Here is a 24,242-nt window from a genome sequence, read left to right on the forward strand (position 1 = left end):
TCGGAGGTCAGGACATGATGCGCATACTTTTCATTACCCTGGGACTGTTTTTGACGTTGCTGAGCGCTGCGCCCGAAGCTCTCGCCTTTAAATGTAATGTCATGGCCACCGGGCTCAATTTCGGCAGCTACGATGTGTTCGACAATGTCGCCAAGGATACCACCGGCGCCATAACCGTCACCTGCAATGCCCCGGAACAAAATCCCAACGCCCCGCTCCCGGTCACGGTTTCCCTCAGCCCCGGCAATTCCGGGACCTTCGCGCAACGCCAGCTTCGGGGGACGGGGAACACCCCGCTCGTTTACAATCTCTTTACCAATGCGGCTTGTTCCACCATCTGGGGCGACGGCTCCGGTTCATCGAGCATCATCAGCGGCAATGTAACCAGAACTTCACCCTTGACGGCAACGATCTACGGCAGAATCCCCCCCCGCCAGAACGTTGCCGCCGGTAGTTACAGCGACCTCATCACGGTAACCATTCAGTGGTAACGTCTATGGCCTCTCCCCGGGAGGAAAAGTGTCAAATTATTGATTCCGCGTCAAAATTACAACCACCCTGTAGCAGCCAACGAACTGCTCTAGGATTCGTATCCCCGTATATTATCAGCAAGTTACCAGCTCCCCGCCGGGACTGACGATCCAACCTTCCCCAATCCTTCGATCCTTCCCTGCCAAGTTATTGACTCTCCATATTTTTTCTTCCCTGTTTTCAACAACTTGAGGCTTGGCACAACAATCGCAGCTTACACTGATCAAGAGCCCTGCAAGGTTCATGGATCCAGGAAAGGCAAAACGAAAACGACCAGCCTTTCCCCGATCACCGTAAAAGGGCTGCACACTTCAGCGACAACGGCAAACCCGGAGAAATCCGGCGACGCAAAGCCACGGGTCCTCGTCAACCTGAACATTGGTGCAGGTGGAACGGATAGCCGGGTTACCGAAGGGAGTGACAATCATGAAACTTCTCGTCACTGTAATTCTGGCACTTGCCATCCTCAGCCCCTGGGCCGCGACGGTACAGGCGTCCTCCAGCAGCAGCGCCATCGTACAGGTCCAGGCCGTTATCCGCCCCTGGATCAAGTTCTCGGCCAATCAGCCTATGACCAGCTACGAAGTGACCAGTGAAGACATCCGTCGCGGCTACATTGATTTGCCCCAGGCCCTGACCTTCAGTGTTCAGACCAACATCCGCGATGCCATCCGCTTCGAAATCAGCAGCGGTGGTCCGGAACAGATCCTGGTCAAAGATGGTCAATCCGCCCTGTCGGAGGCTGTCCATGTTGTCGGCACCCTGCCATCGGTTGCAGTGACACGTAACCTCGACATGCGTGTCGTCCTTGCCGAAGGAACCCAGGAAGGGACCTACCCACTGATGATCGCCATGGCGCCGATCGCCTACTGATCGACCACATCGCCCAGCCGAAAGAAAGAGAGCGCCATCCTGTGCGGGACGGCGCTCTCTTTCTTTCGTTCTTTCGGCTGCAGAAATCTTTTTCAGAGACTCCCGGCCTTCTTGCTCAGATAGCTGGCGACACCTTCGGCGTTCGGCTTCATCCCCTCATCCCCCTTGTTCCATCCCGCCGGGCAGACCTCCCCGTACTTCTCGGTGAACTGCAGGGCGTCGACCATGCGCAGCATCTCGTCAACGTTACGACCAAGGGGGAGATCGTTGACGACCTGGTGACGAACGATCCCCTTCTCATCGATGAGGAAGGAGCCGCGATAGGCAACCCCGGCATCACCGAACTCGACATCGTAAGCGCGGCAGATCTCGTGCTTGACGTCGGCGACCAGCGGGTACTTGACGGCGCCGATACCGCCATCCTCGACCGGCGTATTGCGCCAGGCGACGTGGGTGAACTGGGAATCGATGGAGCAGCCGATAACCTGCACGCCACGTTCCTCGAATTCCTGGATCCGGCGGCTGAAAGCAATCAGCTCGGTGGGGCAGACAAAGGTGAAGTCAAGGGGATAGAAGAAGAGGACGATGTATTTGCCGTGGTAATCGGCGAGGGAGAAATCCCCCTTGATGGTACCATCGGGCAGGACCGCTGCAGCCGTGAACTCGGGGGCTTTCTTGCCAACCAGAACGCTCATTGTACTACTCCTTTCAGGGGGTTGAATCGGTTGTCAGTGTTCAAATTGGCACCAGTTTACCGATTGCTCCGGAGGTGTCAAGGAATTACTGACCGTTTTTGTCTTTTTTTATCCGGCTGCGCGGATGGGCGTCGTCGTAGACCCGGGCGAGGTGCTCGATGCTGACCTGAGTGTACTTCTGGGTGGTGGAAAGGGAGGCGTGGCCGAGCAGTTCCTGGATCGCGCGCAAGTCGGCGCCGCCCCCGAGCAGGTGGGTGGCAAAAGAGTGGCGCAGGGAATGGGGGGTCGCCTCCTTGAGGATGCCGGCCTGCAGCAGCCGGACCTTGAGATTGCGCTGGACGCTGCGGGGGGTGAGCCGGCCGCCGCGGTGGTTGATGAAGAGGGGCGCATCGAGGGGCGCCGGGCCGCGGGCATCGAGATAGTCACGCAGCGCCTCCCGCGCCTTGCGACCAACCGGGACGATCCGCTCCTTGCGCCCCTTGCCGACGACCCGGACCAGGCCGGCCGCAAGATCGAGCCCCTGGATGTCGAGCCCGGTCAGTTCGCTCACGCGCAGGCCGCAGGAATAGAGGGTCTCGACGATCGCGCGGTCGCGCAGACCGAGGAGGTGGTCACCGCCGTCCCGTTCCATCAGGGCGAAGGCCTCGTCGACGGAGAGGGTTTTGGGCAGATACTTCTCCGCCCTCGGCGTCCCGACCAGTTCGCCGGGGTTGACCTCGAGGAGACCTTCGCGAACCAGGTAGCGGAAGAAGGTGCGCAGCGCCGCCAGTTTCCGGCCGATAGTCGAGCGCTTGCAACTGCGGTGCAGCAGGGCCAGGTAACGGCGCAGGACGATCTGATCGACGCGCCGCAACAGCGCGGCGTCCACTTCTTCCCATTTCAGCTCGTGATGTAGAAAGGCATTGAACCCGAGCAGGTCGCGGCGATAGGCATCGAGGGTATGGGGTGAGACGTTCCGTTCGACGCTCAGGTGCTGGGTAAAGCGTTCCAACAGGCGGTCCACAGATAGCTCCCGGTTGAGGTTGGGCGGGTCTGCCGGAATTATGGCATTCTCGCGCCGGCGGCACAAGAGGCGGGGGGACGATTGACGACCCCGGCCTGGCATGCCATACTTGCCGCAGACAGGAGGGAACATGTTGATTATTTTCGTCATTTTGGGCGCCCTGGGCGGCGCGGCAGGACTGGTGGTTCTACTCTCTTACGCCATTGCCTGGTATGAGAGCGCCAGCGCCCAGCCGGAACTGGTCCCCGGCCGCTTCGCGCCGGAGCGGCTCTGGCTTGCCGTCCGCCTGCTGCTGCAGGAAGCCTTTTTTCTGATCGTCACCCTTCTGCTGCATCCCTTTGGCTGGGTGGCGCCCAGGCCGGCCCCCTTCGATCCCGGGGGCGGTCCCCCGGTCATCCTGTTGCATGGGCTGTTTCATAACCGGGCCTGCTGGCTGTGGGTCAAGTTCCGCCTGCGGCGCAAGGGCTTGCGCAACCTCTACACCATCAATCTCCCCCCCTGGAAGGATATCGAAAGCCTCACCGAACGCCTGACCCTGAAGATCGACGAACTGCGCCTGGCAGGGGCCGGCGACCGCGTCCACCTCGTCGGTCACTCCATGGGCGGCATCATCGCCCGCAACTATCTCCAGCTCCGGGGTGGCGGCGAACGCATCGACCGCTGCGTCCTCCTCGCCGCGCCCAACCACGGTTCCAAGCTCGCCCCCTTTGCCGTCTCCCGGCTCGGCGAGGCGCTGGTGCCAGGCTCCGCCTTCCTCAACCGCCTCAACGCGGCCCCCCTGCCGCGCCCCGAGCGGGTCACCGCCATCTGCAGCTGCCACGACAACATCGTCCTCCCCTGGCAGAGTGCCCGTCTTGGCGGAGTACGCAACATCGAACTTTCCGGGATGGGACACGTCGGCATCCTTTACTGCCCCAGCGCCCTCGACGCCCTCATTGAAGGGCTGTGTGCATCGCCTTCTGCCCCAGCGCCAACCGGAGCCGAGCATGCCCTCCCTTGAGATCGTCAGCCGCGCCCAGGTGGAGCTGATCGACATCACTGCCGCCGTGCGAACCAGCGTCCGCGCCAGCGGGGTGCGCGACGGCCTCGTCTGCCTCTTCGTCCCCCACACCACCGCCGCGATCACCATCAATGAAAATGCCGACCCGGACGTCGTCACCGACCTGGTGATGGAATTGAACAAGATCGTCCCCTTCGCCGACAACTACCGGCACGCCGAAGGGAATAGCGCCGCCCATCTCAAGGCGACTCTGGTCGGCGCCAGCGAGACGCTGATCCTCGCCGGCGGCGACCTCGTCCTTGGCACCTGGCAGGGCCTCTATTTCTGCGAGTTCGACGGCCCGCGCCGGCGCTCGCTGCAACTGAAGATTCTGCCCGGATGAAACCAGCCGTCAGCCTCCAGGCACTGGCCGACTACCGCCCGCCCGCCGTTAGTGCCGCCCTCGCCCAACTCCTCGCCCCCCTCGGCGGCATCGCCACCTTTGTCCGCCCCGGCCAGAAGGTGCTGCTCAAACCGAACATGCTCGCCGGCAAGGCGCCGGAGAAGGCGGTCACCACCCACCCGGAAATCCTGCGCGCCGTGATTCGCGCGGTGCGCGCCGCCGGCGGCCTGGTCAGCGTCGGCGACTCCCCCGGCGTCGGTTCCCCCGAGCAGGTCGCACGGCGCTGCGGGCTGCTGCAGGTGATCGAGGAGGAGGGTGCACGTTTCGCCCCCTTCAGCGAGTCGGTGCGGGTCCGCGTCGGCCAGGGGACCTTTCATGAGCTGGAGCTCGCCCGCGACGTCCTCGACGCCGAGGTGATCATCAATCTGCCGAAGCTCAAGACCCACCAGATGATGGGCTTGACCTGCGGCGTCAAGAACCTCTTCGGCGCGGTGGTCGGCATGCGCAAGGTGCGCCTCCACCTCCAGGCCGGCACCGACAAGGCCTTCTTTGCGCTGATGCTGCTGGAACTGGCCGAGCAGATCGCCCCGGCGCTGACCATCGTTGACGCGGTGGTCGCCATGGAGGGGGACGGCCCCGGCAGTGGCGACCCGGTCCTGGTCGGCGCCCTCCTCGCCGGCGCCAACCCGCTGGCCGTCGATACCGTCGCCGCCGCCCTGCTCGGTCTCGGACCAAAGGTCAACTGGACGCAGAAGGTCGCCTCTCAATCCGGGCGGGAAGGGAGCGACCTGGCCGGAGTCGATATTTTCGGAGCCGTGCTGGAAGAGCTACAGGTCAGCCAGTTCCGACCCGCCAGGACCACCGACGTCAACTTCGGCCTGCCGGCCTTCATCAGGCGGCCGCTGAAAAACGCGCTCACCGCCCGGCCGTCACCCGACCATACCAAATGCGTCCGTTGCGGACTCTGCGTGGAGCACTGCCCGCCGCAGGCGATGCAGATCACCGATGAGGCTTTGGAGATCGACTACGCCCGCTGCATCCGTTGCTTCTGCTGCCAGGAGCTCTGCCCGCATGGAGCGCTGCTGACCGAGCAGGGGCTGCTGCTGCGGCTGACCCGCTACCTTAACGGCAGGAATTGATTATTGCGCTCGCCTGAACCGATAAGAAAATTGCCCCGGAAATCCCTCCCGGAGGTTCCCTTCCCTCCGGCGGACAATGGCTCGACGGATAACCTCCACGGAGCTGGACAGGGCCGATTCGCAGCAGGAACCTTCAGACGGCCACCCTGTTATGCTATGCTTGGTCAAACATTGATCTGGGAGGAAAGCATGAAAATCGATTGGGCTTACCTGCGAAAAGGCTGAACGTCCTGCATTAATGCCCAGGAGTTTCTTGGGAACAGGCAGCTCGAGCCGAAAGAAGTCGTCGACGCCCGGTTGACGCGATTTGATGCCGACCAGGCATGGGCCCTCTTGAAGTCCGCCCATTCCGTCACCGTCGCCAAGGGGAAAAAGTTCCAGTGCTTCGAAGAGGTCGCCAGGGAGAAAGAAGAAGTCCTGAAAGCGGCGATGGGACCGAGCGGCAACCTGCGTGCCCCGACCTACCGGGTTGGCAATGACTTTGTCATCGGCTTCAACCCGGAACTCTACGAGGAGTGGACCCGAGGATAGCCCGGGAGCAGGGGGCGGGGTGCCGGGAACGGTACCCCGCCTTTTTCATCAGGAGCTTGCCGGTCCGGAATTTCCCTGCCACCGGAGCAAGGAAGCGGGAAAGATTCCTTGAGGATTTTCCGCGTCTTTCCATTCCGGCCCCCTTCGGTTATGATTGCTCCTCACTCCGGGCGGAGCGCAGCCTCCCCCGCTACATTCAAGGAAAAATCCGAAGATGACCTTTGCTGATCACCCGATTCTGATCTTTGACGGCGCCTGCGGCACCAACCTGCAGCAGATGGTGATCCCCGCCACCGCCTGGCAGGGGTGCGAAGGGTGCAACGAGATTCTCAATATCAACGCTCCCGAGGTCATCGTCCGCCTCCACAGCGAGATGCTCGATGCCGGTGCGATGGTCCTGGAGACCAACACCTTCGGCGCTTCGCGGGTGGTGCTCTCCGAGTACGGCCTGCAGCAGCGGGTGAAGGAGATCAATCGCCAGGCGGTCGCCAACGCCCGCGCCGCCAGCGCCGGCCGGCCGGAGCGCTATGTCGCCGGCTCCATCGGCCCGGGGACCAAGCTCCCCTCGCTGGGACACATCGAGGTCGCCGAGCTCGCCGCGGCGACCCGCGAGCAGGTCGAAGCTCTGCTCGAAGCGGGCGTCGACTGCCTGATCGTCGAGACCTGCCAGGACCTGCTGCAGACCAAGACCGCGTTGGTCGCCGTCTTCGAGGTGCTGGCGTCAGCCCGCCTGGAGCTGCCGGTGCTGGTCTCGGTGACGATCGAACAGCAGGGGACGATGCTCCTCGGCACCGACATCGCCGCGGTCGTCACCACCCTCGAACCCTTTCCGCTCTTCTCCCTCGGCCTCAACTGCGCCACCGGGCCCCGCGACATGACCTCGCACATCAATTATCTCAGCCACCACTGGCCGGGGCGGATTTCCTGTATCCCCAACCAGGGGCTGCCGCAGGTGGTGGGCGGCGCGACGGTCTACCCCTTGTCTCCGGACGATTTTGCCACGCAGATGCACGGCTTCGTCACCGAGCAGGGGGTGAGCGTGGTCGGCGGCTGCTGCGGCACCAGCCCCGCCCACATCCGCGCCCTCGCTGAAATACTCGCCGGGGTGACACCGAAAATCCGGGAGGTGAGCGCATGAAACCGGCCGTCGCCAGCCTCTACCAGTCCGTCGAGCTGCACCAGGAGATCCCGCCGCTGCTCATCGGCGAACGCTGCAACCCCAACGGCTCCAAGGCCTTCCGCGAGGCGCTCCTCGCCGAAGACTGGGACGGCTGCCTGAAAATCGCCCTCGACCAGGAGGCGCGCGGCGCCCAGGTCATCGACCTCTGCGTCGCCTACGCCGGTCGCGACGAACTCGCCGACATGATCCATCTGACCAGACTCTTTGCCGGCTCCTGCAAGGCGCCGCTGATGCTCGACTCGACCAGCCCGGAGACGCTGGCGGCGATCCTCCCCCGCTATCCCGGGCGGGCGATCATCAATTCGATCAACCTCGAAGATGGCGGCGCCAACCTCGAACGGATCTGCACCCTGGCGAAAAAGTACGGTGCGGCAGTGGTCGCCCTGACCATCAGCGTCGAGGGGATGGCCCTGACCTGTGCCAAAAAGGTCGCCGTCGCCCGGGAGATCTACGACCTGGCGGTTCACCGCTTCGGGCTGCGGCCGCAGGATCTCCTCTTCGATCTTCTCACCTTCACCGTCGGCTCCGGCGATGAAAAGATGCGCAACGCCGCCATCGAAACCCTGGCGGCGATCAAACAGGTGAAGCGTGAGCTGCCGGGCGTCGGCTTCACCCTCGGGGTCAGCAATATCAGCTTCGGCCTGCGGCCGGTGGCGCGCAAGGTCCTTAACTCGGTCTTCCTCCACGAAGCGGTCGCCGCCGGGCTCAATACCGCCATCGTCGACGCCGCCAAGGTCCTCCCCTACGCGGCGATCAGCGAAGCCGATCGCACCCTCTGCCTCGACCTCCTCTACAACCGCAGGGAGTCGGCGCTGATGGACTTCATCGATCACTTCGAGCAGGCGGTGGAGGAGAACGAAGAGAGCGGAGAGGTGCTGCGGCCCGAGGAACTGCTGCGGCAGAAGGTGCTGAAAGGGGAGAAGGAGGGGCTCGAGGACCTGCTCAGTGAACTGCGGGGCCGCTGGCGGCCGCTCGATATCATCAACACCCTGCTGGTGCCGGCGATGCGCGAGGTCGGCGAACTCTTCGGCCGCGGCGACCTCCTCCTCCCCTTTGTGCTGCAATCGGCGGAGGTGATGAAACAGAGCGTTGGCCTGCTTGAACCCCACATGGAGAAACTCGCTGCCGAGGGGCGTACCCGGGTGCTGCTGGCGACGGTGGCCGGCGATGTCCACGACATCGGCAAGAACCTGGTCGACATCATCCTCTCCAACAACGGCTACCTGGTGCACAACATCGGCATCAAGGTGCCGGCCGAAGAGATCATCGCCAAGGCCCGCGAGTTCCGGGTCGACATCATCGGCCTCTCCGGGCTGCTGGTCAAATCGGCGCTGCTGATGAAGGAGAACCTCGCCCAGTTCCAGGCCGCCGGCCTGACCCAGCCGGTCCTGCTCGGCGGCGCGGCACTGACCGGCAAGTATGTCGCCGAGGATTGCGTTCCCAACTATGCCGAGCCGGTGGTCTACTGCGCCGACGCCTTTGCCGGGCTCAAGGCGCTGCGCGAGTTCGAGGCCGGCACGCTGCAGTCGACCACCTGGCAGGCGGCGGCGACCCCCGCCAACCGCCCGGGGCCGCAAATCGAAACCCTCGACCGTACGGTCGAACCGCCAACCGTCCCCTTTGCCGGCCGCCGGCTGGTCACGGACATCGACCCGGGACTGCTCTTCGACTACCTCAACCTTGCCGCGCTCTTTCGCGGGCGCTGGGGCTATCGGCGCGGCAAGCTCAGCAAGGAAGAATACGAGACCCTCACCAACGAGACCGTTCTCCCCCTCTATGAGCGACTGAAACGGGAACTGCTCGACCAGGGCCTGCTGCAGCCGCAGGTCGCCTACGGTTACTTCGACTGTCACCGGGACGGCGACAGTCTGCTGGTCGACCACGGTGCGGGCTACCGCTTCGACTTCCCGCGCCAGGCCGCGGCGCCGGGCTTGTGCATCGCCGATTACTTCCGCAGCGCCGCGGAAGGGGGGGACAAGGTCGGTTTCTTCGTCGTCACCATCGGCGCCGCCCTCGCCGAACGGACGCGGGCCCTCTACGAGGCCGACAGCTATCACGACTACCTGATGCTGCATGGGCTCGGGGTCGAGCTGACCGACGCCCTCGCCGAATACTGGCATGAGCAGATGCGCATTGAACTCGGCCTGCAACAGAGTGCCGGCGACCCGGCCGCCTACGTGGCCCAGGGCTATCGCGGCTCCCGCTACGGCTTCGGCTACCCCTCCTGCCCCGACCTCGAGGCGCACCGGCCCCTCTTCGCGCTGCTGCGCCCGGAAGAGATCGGCGTCACCCTCACCGAGTCGTGCGAGATGGTACCGGAGATGACGACCTCGGCCATTGTCGTCCACCACCCGCAGGCGAAATATTTTGCCGTCTAGTAATTGATTCAGGGAGGGAAAGATGCGGTATATCTGCAGCTGTTGCGGCTACATCTACGACCCGGAGCAGGGCGATCCGATGAACCAGGTGGCGCCGGGGGTCCCCTTCGAGGAATTGCCGGAAGGGTGGGTCTGCCCGATGTGCTACGCCAGCCGCGACCAGTTCGATCCTCTGGATTGAGGTAGGACAATTCTGGGGGCAGCGGAAAGGCCCCTAGAGAATTCCGTCCAGGTAAGCTGCAATATCGGTGCGAATCGGCATGAAGTAAAGGTTGCTGTCGTGGTCGCGGGCGAATTGCAGTGCCTGGCGGGCAAAGCCCCGGTTCCACTCCAGGGTCGGGCGAAAATCGGGCGGAAAGACAGCGTTATTCTTGTTCTCCCAGTAATTCTGGCTGTTCTCGGTAAGAACCGGCGAGACCCCCCAATATATCTGGCAGTCCGGCAGCAACCCCTGGTAGATCTCCATCAGACGCAGGTCAAAGAAGGGCTGGGTGAAGAACCCTTCGGCACCGGCATCCTGCTTGGCGCGCAGGTAGTCGATCTCTTCCTTGATGCCGCTGCGGTAGGGATCCATGCCGGCATAGATGGTGAGGGCGGGAAGCTCGCGTTTGAGACGGCGGATCATCTCCAGGCAGCTGGTGCGGTAGCATTTATGTCCCATATCCTGGGGGAGGTCGCCGGTCAATACCAGCACCGCCTCGATCTCCCGGCAACTCAGATTCTCGCAGATCGGCAGCGGGCTGTTGGGATCAAAGTCGATGGCGCGCAGGTGGGGAATGGTCCTGGGGAAATATTCGCCGGCAATGCGACACCCCTGCCAGCTGCGCAGGTCGAAGCGCAGGATATCGGGGATGTTGATCCGGGTGACGGCGGGAAAGTGGCGCCGGACCTCGTCCAGTTCACGGCGCAGCGAGGTTTCATTGCGCGGCACCAGTTCGATGGAGATCTCGGTCATGGGCGGTTCCTGTACGGGCGACGGGGAGCGGGCCAGTTGCCGTTAAGGGCCTACGGGGAAGCCTGATGGTGCAGAAAACGGCAGGAAATTGCAACGGTTAACTTGCCGGACCGGTAACGGCGCGCCTCACGAGCTCCGCCCCGGTCCGCAGTTGGGGCAGCCGCTGCCGGCGCCCATCGCCACCTGCAGAAACTCCATCGCATCGTCCATCCTCCCCAGGCTGCCGCCGAAGCCGGTCTGAAAACGTCGTGCCACCTCGAGATCACTGAACGTCAGCAGCGAGGGGTGACAGCAGGGGGCGGCCGAACTCCCGAGCAGAAAGTAGGAATCCAGGGCCGGGTGAGGGTGTCCGCTGAGGTAATCGACGCACATCGCCAGCGACACCTGGTCCCGCAGCACCAGCTGGGCGGAGATGCCGCAGTGCGGGCAGCAGGCGAAACGCTGCTCGCCGCTGGTCAGGGTGATGGTATAGAGCAGGTTGGCCGGGGGCGGGCGCCGGCAGACAGTGCAGACCCGCGACAGCGAGGAATCGCCGCCAGGATGGGCGGCGCCAGTCCGTTCAACCACCGGAACGGCACCGCCGAAAATGCGCTTGATCGCGCCGCGCTGTTCGAGCTGCTCGAGATCGCGGTGACCGGTCATCTTCGAAACGCCGAAACGTTCGGCGATCTCCCCCACCGAAATTCCTCCCTTGGCCTTGAGCATGGCCAGAATCTCTTTCCTGCGCTGCGCGCTTCGCATCCCCTCGTTCCTCCTCCCCCACCTAAATTGTGAACAATGTAACATTATTTTTGTTACTTTCAAAATTATTCTGTTGTTGGCCAAACTTTTTCCGCTATAGATTTAGACCGTTATCACAATTCAATCACACCAAAACCTGCCTTACTTTATATCGTCCCGGGAGGGAATTCCATGTCATCTGCGCTACTGTCCGGCCTGCTCGTCCTCGCCCAGACGCGCCAGCGCAAGCGCTCCCGAAAGGAGCTGCCATGGACCGGATGATGCGGGGGGGCGCTCCCCTTTCCCTCTCCCTGCTGGCATCGCTGCTCTTTCACGGCCTGGCGATTCTGATCCTCGCCCTCGTCGCCGGCGAGTGGCAGCGCAAGCCTCCAGTAGTGCTGATCGAGTTCAATCTCAGCAGCGCGGCGCCGACCACGAACCGCATCTTACCGCCCCCAGCGCCGCGAGCGCCCCGCCCGGCGCCCCGGCCACCCCAGGCTCCGGCACGAAAAGCGCCGGTCGCCCCGGCAGCACTGCCGCAACCGGTCCTGGCGCCACATCCTCCCGCTCTCCCCGTTCCGGTCCCGACCGTGGCCGAGTCTTCCCTTCCCGGTCAGAATGCAGAGACGGCGGACCGGGTGGCCGAAGAACCGGCCACACCCCTGACTCAAGGATCGACCTCCCCGGCCGCGGCCCAGGCGCACTACCTTGCGGCCAACTTCGCCTATATCCGCGACCGGGTGCTGCAGCGGCTCAACTACCCGGCCGTCGCCAGGCGCAACGGCTGGGAGGGCGAGACCCGCGTCGCCTTCCTGATCCGCGCCGACGGCCAGATCGAGCATTTGCGCATTGAACAGAGTTCGGGCCGGCCTCTGCTTGACCGCCAGGCCCTGGCCGCGGTCGACCGGGCCGCCCCCTTTCCACCACCGCCAGTCGCCGCAGAGTTGATTCTGCCGGTCGCTTTCCAGTTGCGCTGATTCACCCTGTTGCCGCGTTGCAGCCAGCCTCACTGCAGCAAGCCGGCCGAGCCCCGAGGCAGAAGAGGGTCCTGTTCATGTCATCTCATCGCATCCTGCTCACCCTGGCGGTGAGCGCCCTGCTCCTGGCCCCCCGGCTCGCCCCGGCCGCCGAACCGCTGCTCCTCGAAGAGATCAATATTCGCGGCGACCAGCAGTCGTCGATCGAAGAGAGCCTGACCATGCGCGAGGTGCGCGAGAGCCCGGCCCGCGACATCGGCGAGGCGCTGCAGCAGCTCGGCGGCATCAACACCGTGCGCAAGGGGGCGATCGCCAACGACATCGTGCTGCGCGGTTTCCAGCGTGACAACATCAACGTCACCATCGACGACGTGCGCATCCACGGCGCCTGCCCGGCGCGCATGGACCCGCCCGCCTTCCACTTCGACTTCGCCGAGGTCGAGAGCGTCGAGGTGATCAAGGGCCCCTACGACATCACCAGCCCCGGCGGCATCGGCGGCAGCGTCAAGGCGGTCTCCAGGCGCCCCGCCCACGGTTTCGGCAGCAGCGTCAACCTGACCTATGGCTCCTTCGACCTGACCAACCTCGCGGCCAGCGCCGCCTATGGCAGCGACGCCTACGACGTGCTGGCCGGCTACGCCTACAAGTACTCCCTCTCCCCCCGTTCCGGTGACGGCAAGCGCCAGACCGAGGTCGCCAACTATCGCCCCGAAGCGATCGATTCGCGCGCCTACGAGATGAACACCGGCTGGCTCAAATTGGGCGTCAACAGCGGCGCGCACCTGCGCAGCGAGCTTGGCTACACCTACCAGGACGCCGACCACGTCCTCTATCCCTACCTGAAGATGGATGCCGACTATGACCGCACCCACCGGCTCAACTGGAACCTCACGGGGCACGACCTCTCGGGACGGGTGAAGGAGGTCGCCTTCAAGACCTACTGGGACAAGGTCAACCACGTCATGGACGACCGGCTGCGCACCAGCTCCCTCGCCAAGCCGAAGTACTACATGATGCAGACCGACGCCAAAACCGAGACCGCCGGCGCCAGCCTCGGCGCCAAGATTGCCGCCGGCCCCGGCACGGTCAAGACCGGCATCGACCTCTACCGCCGCAACTGGGACGCGGTCAACGAGCGCATGATGTACACCATGATGACTCCCTACACCCCGGTCAACATGATCCCCGACGTCGTCATCGTCAACCTCGGTCTCTATGCCGGGTACGACTGGCCCCTCTCCGCCACCCTCACCCTGAAAGGGGGCCTGCGCGGCGACGTCACCACGGTCAAGGCCGGGACGGCCAATGGGCTGACCACCTCCAAAGGCGACGACCGTGACTTCTCCACCCTCGGCGGCAATCTGCAGCTGCAGTGGCAGGCGAGCACCCCCCTCCAAATCTTCGTCGGCATCGCGAGAGGGGTGCGCACCCCCGACCCCGAGGAACTCTACATCCATCTCCCCGGCAGCACCGTCTGGAGCGGCGACCCCGACCTCGATCCGACCGTCAACCACCAGGCCGATCTCGGCGTCAAATACGCCACCGGCCGCTGGTTCGCCAGCGCTTCGCTCTTTTACAGCCGCCTGACCAATTACATCAACTTCACCCAGCTCAACGCCACCACCAAGGGGTACCAGAACGTCGACGCCACCATCTATGGCAGCGAGCTGAGCGGCCAGGTGGCCCTCCCCGCCGACCTCTTCCTGCGCGCCGCCTACTCCTGCAGCTGGGGTGACAACCGCGACAGCAATGAACCCCTCGCCGAGATGCCGCCCCGCAAGGGGCTACTCGCCCTGCGCTACGACAACGGCACCTGGTTCGTCGAGGCGGCGGAAAACCTCGCCGCCCGCCAGGACCGCGTCGACCCGGCGCTGAACGAATCTGAGACCGCGGCCTGGGCGACCACCGACCTCAAGGCCGGCGCCACCCTCGGCCAGTGGTCGCTCTACGCCGGCGTCAACAACCTCTTCGACCGCCAGTACACCACCCACCTCTCCTACCAGCGCGACCCCTTCGCCACCGGCAGCAAGGTTCCCGAGCCGGGGCGCAATCTTTATGTGACGCTCAACTGGAACTACTGAAGAGAAATTCAAGGTTACGATAAGAAGAGCCGGCTCCCGCAAAGGGGCCGACTCTTTTTGTTGCTGGGCGGGGCAAACAGGCACGTTGCAAAAAGCAACTATTTTCAGTTGCACTTTTTAAATAATATCTGCTAGAGTTTCTGCAATGGAGGGGGGAAATGACCAGACGTGACAAGCTGTTGCAGCGCTTCTGCAACCGACCGAAGGATTTCACCTGGCAGGAGCTTGAAACTCTGCTGGCTGGATTCGGCTACCATCCGGCAGTTGCCGGCAAGACCGGAGGTTCGCGGGTCAGGTTCCTGCACGAGACGCGGGCTCCCATCATCCTGCATAAACCCCATCCGACCCCGGTCTTGAAGCACTATCAAGTGGAACAGATCAAGGAAACACTCGCCCAAGAGGGTTTACTATGAAAGACATGATGCGTTACCGGGACTATTTCGGTTCCGTCCATTACAGCGACGAGGATCGCGTCTTCTTCGGCCGCGTGGAGTTTATCCGCGCCCTGGTGAGTTACGAAGGAACCGACGTCACCTCCCTGCGCCGTTCCTTCGAGGAAGCGGTCGACGACTATCTGGAAACCTGCCAGGCGGCAGGCCACGCCCCGGAAAAACCATTCAAGGGCTCCTTCAACGTCCGCGTCGGCGCCGCCCTGCACCAGCGCGTCGCCATCGCCGCGAGCCAGCGGGGAATGACCTTGAACAAGTTCATCGTCGAGGTGTTGGAACGGGAGGCGGGAAAAGATCTGGCAGTGTAGAATACCTCTGCTGGCGGGATGGCCGTCAGTCCCCTGCTCCACCTTGACCGGATATACCCTCCCCTCCCCGTAGAGGCCCGCCGGTGCTCTGGTTCCCCCTCACCCTCTTCTGCGCCCTCGCCCTGGCGAGCAGCGTCGCCCTGGGGAAAAAGCCCCTCGGCAAGGAGGCGATCATCGCCGCCTCGCCGAGGGTCATCGCCGCCTTCTACTTCCCCCTGCTCCCCTGCCCCCCCCGTTGCCACAGGTCGGACAGAATTTCCTTGAAAAGAGAGGAAGAAAATGGCAACTATGGCCCGGCCAAAGATAACCTCCTTCATCCTCTTTTCCTGCAGCCGGAACGGCCGCGGGGGGCGGGCCGACCATGCTTCATCAACCCCACAAGTGGCTGCTGCTCAAACTGTTCCTGGTCTGGCTTCTCCTCTCGCTGGTCATCGGCGGGCTGGTGCGCTACCTCGGCAACGTCCAGTTGGACAACCATGTCGTCAGCCAGGCCCGGTCGGAAACCGACAACTACGCGCTGGCGGTCGCCACCTATCTGGAAGCCCCCTCTCCCGAAGCCCTGACCCTCCTCGATCGCAAAATTCGGACATCCATCGAACAGGACAACCTGATCGTGGTCGAGTTTTACGACAGCGATGCGAGAAAGTTTACCGAAGCGATCAAACCCTCGGCCCAGGCGATCGAGGAACAACTCCCCAAGCACGGGACAGGTTTTGCCGGTCGGGAGGGGACCTTGTGCGAAAAAATGACGCTCGGTCCGGAGACCTACCTGCGGGTCTTTGTCCCCATCCACCGCAAGGACGGTCGCCGGATCGGCTATCTGGAAGGAATCTACCGGGCCCCGGCAGAGATGGTGGCGCGGAGCAAGCAACAAATCTTCTGGTCCTTGCTCCTGGTCGTGCTGGTGATCTTCACCACCAGCCTGGTCCTCTATCCCCTGATCCTGCGTCTCAACCGCAAGCTGATCGATTATTCCCAACAGCTGGCACTGACCAATGTCGGCCTGCTAAAGGTCCTGGGCAACGCTGTCGCTAAACGGGACAGCGATACCAACATTCACAACTACCGGGTCACCCTCTATTCGGTGCGGATCGGCGAACTGCTGGGGTTGCCCTCTGCCGCGATGCAGGGACTGATCAAGGGCGCTTTTCTGCATGACCTGGGTAAAATCGCCATCAGCGACAACATCCTTCACAAAGCGGGACGCTTGACCGCCGCGGAGATCGAGATCATGAAATCCCACGTCGACCACGGCGAAGATATCCTGCGGAGTTACGACTGGCTGCGCGACGGCATCGAGGTAACCCGCTGCCACCACGAAAAATTCGATGGCAGCGGCTATCCCCAAGCCCTGAAGGGGGCAGCGATTCCCCTCAATGCCCGGATTTTTGCGATTGCGGACGTCTTCGACGCCCTGACCTCCAAACGCCCTTACAAAGAGCCGTTTAGTTTCGAGACTGCGGTCGCAATCCTGCATGAATCCTCGGGGAGCCATTTCGACCCGGCGGTTTCGCAGCTGTTTCTCGACCACGCGGCCGCGCTCTATGCCGAAATCGGCAATGATGACGAAGTCTTTCTACAGGCCAAGCTCGAATCCTGTATCGCCACCTATTTCCACTAGCCACTCAGTCCCAAGGAGTCGCCCCCCATGTTTCCACGCATTCTCGCCGTTCTAATTGCCGCCGCCTGGTTGTTACCTTTCTCAGCCGCAGCCAAACCAGCTCCGCCGGAGGAGATGAACCAGATTTTCACCGACTTCATTCACACCGAGGAACGAATCGAAAAAGGGGAGTGGGACCAGGTTCGCCAATGGCTGGTGGAGTTGCAGGGCAAGCAGGCTTTTTTCGCCAGTCTGGAGCAGTCCGCTCCTGCAGCGACCATTTCCCACTTCCGCGACCGGCTTATGGCCCTGGAAAGTGCGCTGGGCGGACCCAGCAGCCAGGTGGTCCAGCAACGGTTTCTCGATCTTTACAACGGCCTGCTGGCACTGATGGCCTGCTACGATTTCAAAGTTCACCCCCTGATCTTCGCCTTGCAGAATGACTTCCGGGAAATGGACGCAGCGCTGAAGATTTGGAATTGGGCCAAGATCGACAGCGAAATCAAGGATATCGATGAGTTTTATCCGCATTTTGAGGTTCTTTTGCGCGAGCGGGGAGTGCCCGGGAGCCTGAGCGAGGGGTTCAAAGAGGAGTTGATCCGTTTCAAGACGGCCAGATCGCAGGGGGACCGCCCCGAGACGCTAAGGAGCTTCGCCGCGTTGAACCAGCTCTTCTCGGTACAGTCCCATCGGTTGAACGCCGCGCCATAAGTCTTTTGCCGGAGGGCTGAAAGTTCGCTCCCCCGGCACCCCGGGTGGGTAGAGTAGAGGGCAGGATTCACCCTGCCCTTTACTCTACCCTTTTCCCGTTTCGTTCATAGCTCGATTCCTTTTGGTACGCAGTTCAGCGTCATGCCAGCAGACTGCGAGCCGCGGCAACGATCGCCGCGGCAGAAATACCAAGCTTCTCCAGGTTGACCGCGCCGGGAGCCGAGGCGCCGAAACGGTCGATGCCGATCACCTGGCCGCCGGGGCCGACATAGCGCTCCCAGCCGAAGCTGGCCGCGGCCTCGATGGCGATCCGGGCGCTGACCTGGGGTGGCAGGACCTGGTCGCGGTAGTCCTGCGGCTGGGCAGCGAAGAGTTCCCAGGAGGGGAGGCTCACCACCCGCACCCGCCAGCCTTCCTCGGTCAACCGTTCCCGGGCAGCAAGCGCGGTATGCACCTCCGAACCGCTGGCGATCAGGATCAGATCGGCGGCCTCCGGCCCCGGCGGGTCGAGCAGCACATAGCCGCCCCGGGCCAGCCCGCTGGCCGGGGCCACCTGTCCGCGGTCGAGAATCGGCAGGTCCTGCCGGGAAAAGACCAGGGCCACCGGGCCGTCGTCAATGCGCATCGCCACCCGCCAGGCCTCGGCGACCTCGTTGCCATCGGCGGGGCGGATGACCGTCAGGTTCGGCATCGCCCGCAGGCTGGCCAGTTGCTCGATCGGCTGATGGGTCGGGCCGTCCTCGCCAAGGGCAACGGAGTCGTGGGTGAAGACGTACTTGACGGGAAGGCGGCTGAGCGCCGCCAGCCGCAGGGAGGGGCGCAGGTAATCGGAGAAGATGAAGAAGGTGGCGCCGAAGGGGCGGATGCCGCCGTGGGCCGCCATGCCGTTGAGGATGCCGCCCATGGCATGTTCGCGCACGCCGAAAGCGATATTGGCGCCGCGGTAGCTCCACTCCCCGCCGGGCGAGCCTTCGACGCTGTCGTCGCCGGAGCCCGGGGCCTGAAAGCTGCCCCGCCCTTTCAGGGCGGTCTTGGTCGAGGGGTCGAGGTCCGCCGAGCCGCCGATCAGGTTGCCGACCTTGCGGGCGATGGCATTGAGCACTTCGCCGCCGGCCGAGCGGGTGGCGATTGGCTTGTGGTCGGCCGCGAAGACCGGGATCTCCTCGTCCCACCCCGGCGGCAGCTCGCCGGCCTGGTAGCGCCGCCACTCGGCCATTGCGGCGGGATACGCCTGGGCATAGGCGCCGAGCAGATCGTCCCACTTGCGCTCCAGCAACCGGCCGGTGTCGACCAACTGGCGGAAACGGGCCAAGGCTTCGGGGGGGATGTGAAAGGCCGGTTTAAGCGGCCAGCCAAGGTGGTGCTTGGTCGCCGCGACCTCTTCCGCTCCGAGAGGGGAGCCATGGGCCTCACAGCTGTCCTGTTTGTGGGGACTGCCGAAGCCGATATGGGTGCGGACCCGCAGCAGCGACGGACGGGAGGTCTCGGCCTTGGCGGCGGCAAGGGCCTGGTCGATCGCTGCGACATCATTGCCGTCGGCGACATCGAGAACCTGCCAGCCGCAGGCGGCGAAGCGTACCCCGACGTCCTCCGTAAAGGTGATGCGGGTGCCCGCGGCCAGCGAAATCAGGTTGTCGTCGTAGAGGAGGATCAACTTGCCGAGACCCAGATGCCCGGCCAGTGAAACGGCCTCGGCGGCGACCCCCTCCATCAGGTCACCGTCACTGCACAGCCCGTAGGTAAAATGATTGACCAGGGGCAGACCGTCCCTGTTGAAGCGGGCGGCGAGCCAGGCCTCGGCCATGGCCAGGCCAACGGCGTTGGCGACCCCCTGGCCGAGGGGGCCGGTGGTGACCTCGACACCGGGGGTTTCGCCCCGCTCGGGATGCCCCGGAGCGCGGCTTCCCCATTGCCGGAAGTGCTTGATCTGCTCCAGGGGCAGATCGTAGCCGGCGAGGTGCAGCAGGGCGTAGAGGAGGGCGCTGCCGTGGCCGGCGCTGAGGACGAAGCGGTCGCGGTCGGGCCAGGCGGGGTTTTGCGGGTTGCAGCGCAGGTGCCGGGTCCACAGGGTATAGGCGATGGCGGCCGCGCCCATGGGCAGGCCGGGATGCCCCGAATCGGCCTTTTCGACCATGTCGACGGCGAGCATGCGAAGGGTGTTGATACAGAGGGTATCGAGATCGTTGCGGGAATCGATGGCCTGTTCCGTCATGCCGCTGCTCCTTTTTCCTGACTCTGGTTCAAGGCCACGGCGGCGGCGCCGATCACTCCGGCATCGCTGCCAAGAGCGGTCGCCACGACCTCCAGACCTTCTCCGGCGACGGCCAGGGCCCGTTGCCGGATCCCCTGATCGATCCTTGCGACCAGTTCGGGCAGGCCATCAATCACCCCCCCGCCGAGAATCAGACGCCGGGGATTGAAGGCGTTGACCAGACCGACACAACCGGCGATCAGCGCCAAGGTGACTTCATCGACAATCCTGCGGGCCAGCGGGTCGCCGGCGCGCAGGCCGGCCGCGACGATCGCCGCGCTCAACTCTTCCCCCTGATCCGCGGCGAGCTGGCGCAAAACGGCGCCGGCGCCGGGATCGGCGAGAACCGCCTCCCGGGCGCGCCGGGCGATGGCCCAGCCACCGGCCAGGGCCTCGAAGCAGCCGCGGTTATCACAATGGCAGGGAGGACCATGGAGATCGACGGTCATGTGCCCGATCTCCCCGGCACTGTTGCTGCTCCCGGCCAGGATCCGGCCGTCGCTGACGATGCCACCGCCGATGCCGGTCCCGACGAAGAGGCAAACCAGGTCGGCACAGCCCTGGCCGGCGCCGAACCGCCATTCCGCCCAGGTGGCGGCCCGCACGTCGTTGACCAGCACCACCGGCAGCTGGAGCTCCCTTTGCAACTCGGCCTGCAGCGGCACATCGTGCCAGCCGAGGTTGGGGGCAAAGCGAACCACGCCGTCGGCGGCGCGGACCTGCCCGGCAACCCCGACGCCGAGGCCGGCCGGCGTTGTAGGCGCCGCTTCCTGCAGGTCCCGGCACGCCTCGACAATCTGGTCCCGGACCCGCCCGGGTCCGCCATCAGCATCGGTCGACAGGCGTCGGTCCGCCAGGATGCGGCCATCGCCGGCGACCAACGCCAGCTTGATCTTGGTTCCCCCCAGGTCGACCCCGAGGGTGCACGGTTCAGCCATCATAAGCTCCTCATGGTTGCTGCCGGCGGTCGCCGCTGCCGACGTTCCGCTGCCGGAAAAAGTTGAAACCGGACCCGCGAGAGGATTCATCCTTCGGCAGTCCGGTCGATTGGTGTTGTGGCGGGTTCGTCGTCCGGCAGCTTGGGTGGCAACGGGAATGCACGTTCAAACCTTTCGTTCCATTACCCGCCATCAATTGTAGTGCAACTCGCCGCTCCCGCAAGCCGGACCGCCCCATTCTTCCCGCTTATCCATCACCTGTGTGCCCCATGGCAGTCATCAGGACGCTGGCTCAACCAGAGGAAAAAGTGGGAAGGCTAACACAACCCTAACAATCCGCTAGTAAAAGCATGCCGGTTTTTAAATCTGGTGTTTTGAGGGTCGCCAAGAGCGGCCATGCCTGTTATTTTAGCGAGGCGGCCCCGTCGGCCTGGAAGCTCCCTGCCAGCCCGGGCCATCCCCACAACCAGGTCGAGTGCCACCCCGGTAACAAGGGCGCTCACATTTGCAACGACGCAATGGAGATGAACGCATATGAGCATTGAATTATGGATGGTCGGAGTCGGCATCCTCGGCCTCTTTTCGATTTTCGCAATCTTCGTCGGCGTCAGCAACGACGCCGTCAACTTCCTCAACTCCTCCATCGGCTCCCGGGTTGCGCCCCGGACCGTCATCCTCACCGTCGCGGGGCTCGGCATCATGGCCGGGGTGACCTTCTCCAGCGGCATGATGGAGGTCGCCCGCAAGGGGATCTTCAATCCGCAGTTCTTCACCATGCCGGAGCTGTTGACCATCTTCCTCGCGGTGATGCTCGCCAACGTCATCCTCCTCGACCTCTTCAATACCTACGGCCTGCCGACCTCGACCACCGTTTCCATTGTCTTCGAGCTCCTTGGCGCCGCCGTCGCGGTCTCCGTGCTGAAGATCGTCCAGAGCGGCGACAGCCTGGTAACTGTCGTTAACTACATCAACTCCGCCAAGGCGATCACCATCATCATGGGGATCCTGCTCTCGGTGGTAATCGCCTTTGTCAGCGGCGCCGTGGTCCAGTTCTTCACCCGGCTCCTCTTCACTTTCGATTATCGCCAGCGCATGAAACGCTATGGGGCGCTCTGGGGCGGCCTGGCCCTGGCTTCGATCACCTACTTCATCCTCGTCAAGGGGGCCAAAGGGGCCGCCTTCATTACCCCGGCGACGGTGGCCTGGATCAACGGCAACGTCTTTACCCTGCAGCTGATCATCTTCGCCGTCTCCGTGGTGGTGCTGGCGGTGCTGCAGGCATTCAAGGTCAACATCCTCAAGCCGATCGTGCTGATCGGCACCTTCGCCCTGGCAATGGCCTTTTCCGCCAACGACCTCGTCAATTTCATCGGCGTCCCCCTCGCCGGGCTGCAGGCCTACAAGGCGGCCCTGGCGAGCGCCAACCCCCTCACCGTCCCCATGGGCGCCCTGGCGCAGAAGGTCCAGACCGAAACGGCGCTGCTCCTCCTTTCCGGGCTGATCATGGTGGTGACCCTGTGCCTGTCGAAGAAAGCGCGCACCGTCACCGAGACCGAGATCAGCCTTGCCCAGCAGGAAGAGGGGCAGGAGCGTTTCGAGTCGATTTTCCTCTCGCGCTCCATCGTGCGCCTGGTCCTTGGCATCTTTGATATGGCCCGCGCCGTCATCCCGGCCCCGCTGCGACTGTTTGTCCACCGCCGCCTCGACCCGGCGCTGGCCCCCCTGGCCGTGGGCGGGGGCGAGCGCCCATCCTTCGACCTGCTGCGCGCCGCCGTCAACCTGATGGTGGCGAGCGCCGTGGTCTCCTACGCCACCGCCAACAAGCTCCCCCTCTCCACCACCTATGTCACCTTCATGGTCGCCATGGGAAGCTCCTTCTCCGACCGCGCCTGGGGCCGGGAGAGCGCCGTCTACCGTGTCACCGGCGTATTGACGGTCATCGGTGGCTGGTTTCTCACCGCGGTCGCCGCCTTCATCTTTGCCGGCCTCTTCGCCGCTATCATCTTCTACGGCCAGGCCTTTGGCGTCCTGCTGCTGATCGTCCTAACGGTGGTGATGGTGCGCAATGCCCACCGCAAGCACCGCACCCTCACCGAGGAAGCGCAGAAGGAGAAGATCTTCAACCTCAAGTCGGTCGAGGACCCGAGCGGCGCGATCGCCACCACCTTCGAGCACATGAGCCTCTTCCTCGGCGAGATCCGCACTTCCCTCGACCTCGCCCTCGACGCGCTCTTCCGCCAGCGGATCGACCTTTTGACCGTGGAGCGCAGGAAGATGAACAAGGTGCAGAGCTGGACCAACATCATCAGCGCCAACATCTTCAAGGCGATGCGCATCCTCGACCAAAAAGGGATGACCGTCTCCTACCGCTATGCCCAGGCGATCCGGCGCCTGCAGAAGTTCAATGACGGCTACCGCGACATCGTGCTGCGCGGCTATACCCATGTCGGCAACCACCACAAGGGGCTGTTGCCGGAGCAGGTCGAGGAGCTGGAGCAGGTGCGCCGGCAGCTCCACGATATCCTGGTCGAGGTGGAAGCAACCTTCAACCGCCGGCAGCCCGCCGACATTGCCGGGCTGCACGAGAAGGACAGCCGGCTGCGCGCCCTCGCCGCCGAGCTCAACGAGCGCCAGGCCGCGCGGATCAAGGACAATACCTCCAAGACTCGCCTCAGCATCCTCTACTACGGCATCATCGGCAATGCCATGATGCTCAGCAAGCAGAGCATGGAGTTGCTGGAGATCTTTGCGACCTCCTTCAGCAAGGTTGATAAATAACGAAATCCGGCAGCCGTTGCATGCAAAAGAGCCGGTCCCTCAAGGGGCCGGCTCTTTTGCTTTGCTGTGACGGGGAGGGGCTAGCGGAAGATCCGGCCGACCAGGCTGGCTGCCGACTCGAGCACCTTGAGGAGCGCTTCGCCGACGGGATCACTCTCCGGTTCTTCTGCCAGCGGTAACGACGGGCGCACCCTGGCGGCGCCGGCGGCAATCTCCTCGCGGCGCTGCTGCAGCCGCTGTTGCGCGCGCAGTTCCCCGCCGGCCCGTTTCCACTCCATCAGGTGGATCAGCTCGCCATTGTCGAGCCAGACCCCGTGCGCCTTGCACTGGTCCATCACCACGCCGCTGGTGGCGCCGAAGTTGACCCGGTTCATGAACTTGCGGCACTCGGGGCACCTGACGTAACGCACGCCGCGGTCCCTGCTCGCCCGCTGCTGGTTGATATTGACGATCTCCTGGAAGTTGACGACGAAGGCGGGGGCGACGGTTGCATCGAGAAAGGCCTGAACCTCGCCGGGATCGAAGAAGAGCCCGTAGCAGGTGGCGCAGCGCTCGACAGCGAAGGAACCGTCCTGTCCCAGACGGATCGTCGTCATCGCCGTTTCGCAGTCGGGACAGATGCGTTGCGACAGTTCATGGGTTTCGGCGAAGCGTCGCATCCCGAGGACGTCGAGGTCGTTGCGGGTGCCGCAGTAGCTGCAGAAGGCGGTGTTGACCGGCAGTGGCGCGGAACAGCTGGTGCACAGGGCCATGGGAGCAACC

At 63.8% G+C, this 24,242-nt stretch carries 23 protein-coding genes and 1 riboswitch; of the genes, 16 read left to right on the plus strand and 7 right to left on the minus strand.

Annotated elements, in window-relative coordinates; all coding sequences use genetic code 11:
- The first annotated feature begins 14 nt into the window (after positions 1 to 14).
- Positions 15 to 491, plus strand: a complete 477-nt coding sequence (locus ACYQ8E_RS17640) for a Csu type fimbrial protein (protein WP_066727796.1) — start codon at positions 15 to 17, stop codon at positions 489 to 491.
- 352 nt (positions 492 to 843) lie between these two features.
- Positions 844 to 944, plus strand: a riboswitch (cyclic di-GMP riboswitch).
- 13 nt (positions 945 to 957) lie between these two features.
- Positions 958 to 1,404, plus strand: coding sequence for a hypothetical protein (locus tag ACYQ8E_RS17645; protein ID WP_066727797.1), 447 nt, complete (start codon positions 958 to 960; stop codon positions 1,402 to 1,404).
- Between the two features lie 92 nt (positions 1,405 to 1,496).
- On the opposite strand, the gene ACYQ8E_RS17650 is transcribed toward ACYQ8E_RS17645, so the two are convergent.
- Both ACYQ8E_RS17650 and xerC read right to left on the minus strand, forming a co-directional pair.
- Positions 1,497 to 2,099 (minus strand): peroxiredoxin, encoded by a 603-nt coding sequence (locus tag ACYQ8E_RS17650; protein WP_066727798.1) that lies wholly within the window; start codon positions 2,097 to 2,099, stop codon positions 1,497 to 1,499.
- 85 nt (positions 2,100 to 2,184) lie between these two features.
- On the minus strand, positions 2,185 to 3,102 hold the full coding sequence (xerC, locus tag ACYQ8E_RS17655) for a tyrosine recombinase XerC (protein WP_066727799.1): 918 nt from the start codon (positions 3,100 to 3,102) through the stop codon (positions 2,185 to 2,187).
- 100 nt (positions 3,103 to 3,202) lie between these two features.
- On the opposite strand from xerC, the gene ACYQ8E_RS17660 reads away from it, so the two are divergent.
- The 7 genes from ACYQ8E_RS17660 (at position 3,203) to ACYQ8E_RS17690 (ending at position 9,893) form a co-directional block, all read left to right on the plus strand.
- Positions 3,203 to 4,102, plus strand: coding sequence for an esterase/lipase family protein (locus ACYQ8E_RS17660; RefSeq protein WP_082820337.1), 900 nt, complete (start codon positions 3,203 to 3,205; stop codon positions 4,100 to 4,102).
- On the plus strand, positions 4,089 to 4,484 hold the full coding sequence (locus ACYQ8E_RS17665) for a secondary thiamine-phosphate synthase enzyme YjbQ (RefSeq protein WP_066727801.1): 396 nt from the start codon (positions 4,089 to 4,091) through the stop codon (positions 4,482 to 4,484). Before ACYQ8E_RS17660 ends, ACYQ8E_RS17665 begins: the two co-directional genes overlap by 14 nt.
- Positions 4,481 to 5,623, plus strand: a complete 1,143-nt coding sequence (locus tag ACYQ8E_RS17670; protein WP_066727802.1) for a DUF362 domain-containing protein — start codon at positions 4,481 to 4,483, stop codon at positions 5,621 to 5,623. Before ACYQ8E_RS17665 ends, ACYQ8E_RS17670 begins: the two co-directional genes overlap by 4 nt.
- 234 nt (positions 5,624 to 5,857) lie before the next feature.
- On the plus strand, positions 5,858 to 6,154 hold the full coding sequence (locus tag ACYQ8E_RS17675) for an ArsC family (seleno)protein (RefSeq protein WP_258577557.1): 297 nt from the start codon (positions 5,858 to 5,860) through the stop codon (positions 6,152 to 6,154).
- Between the two features lie 214 nt (positions 6,155 to 6,368).
- Positions 6,369 to 7,292: a homocysteine S-methyltransferase family protein gene (locus ACYQ8E_RS17680; protein WP_066727803.1), complete on the plus strand. Its 924-nt coding sequence runs from the start codon at positions 6,369 to 6,371 to the stop codon at positions 7,290 to 7,292.
- On the plus strand, positions 7,289 to 9,712 hold the full coding sequence (locus ACYQ8E_RS17685) for a methionine synthase (RefSeq protein ID WP_066727804.1): 2,424 nt from the start codon (positions 7,289 to 7,291) through the stop codon (positions 9,710 to 9,712). The genes ACYQ8E_RS17680 and ACYQ8E_RS17685 overlap by 4 nt, the downstream gene beginning before the upstream one ends.
- Positions 9,713 to 9,734: 22 nt before the next feature.
- Entirely contained in the window at positions 9,735 to 9,893 is a 159-nt protein-coding gene (locus tag ACYQ8E_RS17690; protein WP_066727805.1) for a rubredoxin, read from the plus strand.
- A 33-nt stretch (positions 9,894 to 9,926) separates the two neighbouring features.
- On the opposite strand, the gene ACYQ8E_RS17695 is transcribed toward ACYQ8E_RS17690, so the two are convergent.
- A complete protein-coding gene (locus ACYQ8E_RS17695) occupies positions 9,927 to 10,667 on the minus strand; it encodes a methylenetetrahydrofolate reductase (protein ID WP_066727806.1) in 741 nt (246 codons plus the stop codon).
- Positions 10,668 to 10,793: 126 nt separating this feature from the next.
- On the minus strand, positions 10,794 to 11,408 hold the full coding sequence (locus tag ACYQ8E_RS17700) for a DeoR family transcriptional regulator (protein WP_459860467.1): 615 nt from the start codon (positions 11,406 to 11,408) through the stop codon (positions 10,794 to 10,796).
- A gap of 248 nt (positions 11,409 to 11,656) precedes the next feature.
- On the opposite strand from ACYQ8E_RS17700, the gene ACYQ8E_RS17705 reads away from it, so the two are divergent.
- The 6 genes from ACYQ8E_RS17705 to ACYQ8E_RS17730 all read left to right on the plus strand — a co-directional run bounded on the left by ACYQ8E_RS17705 (position 11,657) and on the right by ACYQ8E_RS17730 (position 17,513).
- Entirely contained in the window at positions 11,657 to 12,364 is a 708-nt protein-coding gene (locus ACYQ8E_RS17705; RefSeq protein ID WP_459860469.1) for an energy transducer TonB, read from the plus strand.
- 77 nt (positions 12,365 to 12,441) lie between these two features.
- Positions 12,442 to 14,445, plus strand: coding sequence for a TonB-dependent receptor (locus tag ACYQ8E_RS17710; protein WP_459860472.1), 2,004 nt, complete (start codon positions 12,442 to 12,444; stop codon positions 14,443 to 14,445).
- 158 nt (positions 14,446 to 14,603) lie between these two features.
- Complete coding sequence (locus tag ACYQ8E_RS17715) at positions 14,604 to 14,858, plus strand: type II toxin-antitoxin system HicA family toxin (protein WP_459860474.1); 255 nt, start codon at positions 14,604 to 14,606, stop codon at positions 14,856 to 14,858.
- A complete protein-coding gene (locus ACYQ8E_RS17720; protein ID WP_459860476.1) occupies positions 14,855 to 15,202 on the plus strand; it encodes a type II toxin-antitoxin system HicB family antitoxin in 348 nt (115 codons plus the stop codon). Before ACYQ8E_RS17715 ends, ACYQ8E_RS17720 begins: the two co-directional genes overlap by 4 nt.
- A gap of 361 nt (positions 15,203 to 15,563) precedes the next feature.
- Entirely contained in the window at positions 15,564 to 16,823 is a 1,260-nt protein-coding gene (locus ACYQ8E_RS17725; RefSeq protein ID WP_459861631.1) for an HD-GYP domain-containing protein, read from the plus strand.
- 27 nt (positions 16,824 to 16,850) lie between these two features.
- Positions 16,851 to 17,513, plus strand: a complete 663-nt coding sequence (locus ACYQ8E_RS17730; protein WP_459861634.1) for a hypothetical protein — start codon at positions 16,851 to 16,853, stop codon at positions 17,511 to 17,513.
- A 139-nt stretch (positions 17,514 to 17,652) separates the two neighbouring features.
- Here ACYQ8E_RS17730 and tkt read toward each other — a convergent pair whose 3' ends face one another.
- Both tkt and ACYQ8E_RS17740 read right to left on the minus strand, forming a co-directional pair.
- Positions 17,653 to 19,725: a transketolase gene (tkt, locus tag ACYQ8E_RS17735; protein WP_066727814.1), complete on the minus strand. Its 2,073-nt coding sequence runs from the start codon at positions 19,723 to 19,725 to the stop codon at positions 17,653 to 17,655.
- Positions 19,722 to 20,705: an ROK family protein gene (locus ACYQ8E_RS17740; protein WP_066727815.1), complete on the minus strand. Its 984-nt coding sequence runs from the start codon at positions 20,703 to 20,705 to the stop codon at positions 19,722 to 19,724. Before ACYQ8E_RS17740 ends, tkt begins: the two co-directional genes overlap by 4 nt.
- Before the next feature lie 531 nt (positions 20,706 to 21,236).
- On the opposite strand from ACYQ8E_RS17740, the gene ACYQ8E_RS17745 reads away from it, so the two are divergent.
- Positions 21,237 to 23,480 (plus strand): inorganic phosphate transporter, encoded by a 2,244-nt coding sequence (locus tag ACYQ8E_RS17745; RefSeq protein ID WP_066727816.1) that lies wholly within the window; start codon positions 21,237 to 21,239, stop codon positions 23,478 to 23,480.
- Between the two features lie 80 nt (positions 23,481 to 23,560).
- On the opposite strand, the gene ACYQ8E_RS17750 is transcribed toward ACYQ8E_RS17745, so the two are convergent.
- Entirely contained in the window at positions 23,561 to 24,232 is a 672-nt protein-coding gene (locus ACYQ8E_RS17750; protein WP_066727817.1) for a zf-TFIIB domain-containing protein, read from the minus strand.
- Between the last annotated feature and the right edge of the window lie 10 nt (positions 24,233 to 24,242).

Source organism: Desulfuromonas carbonis, assembly GCF_054658035.1.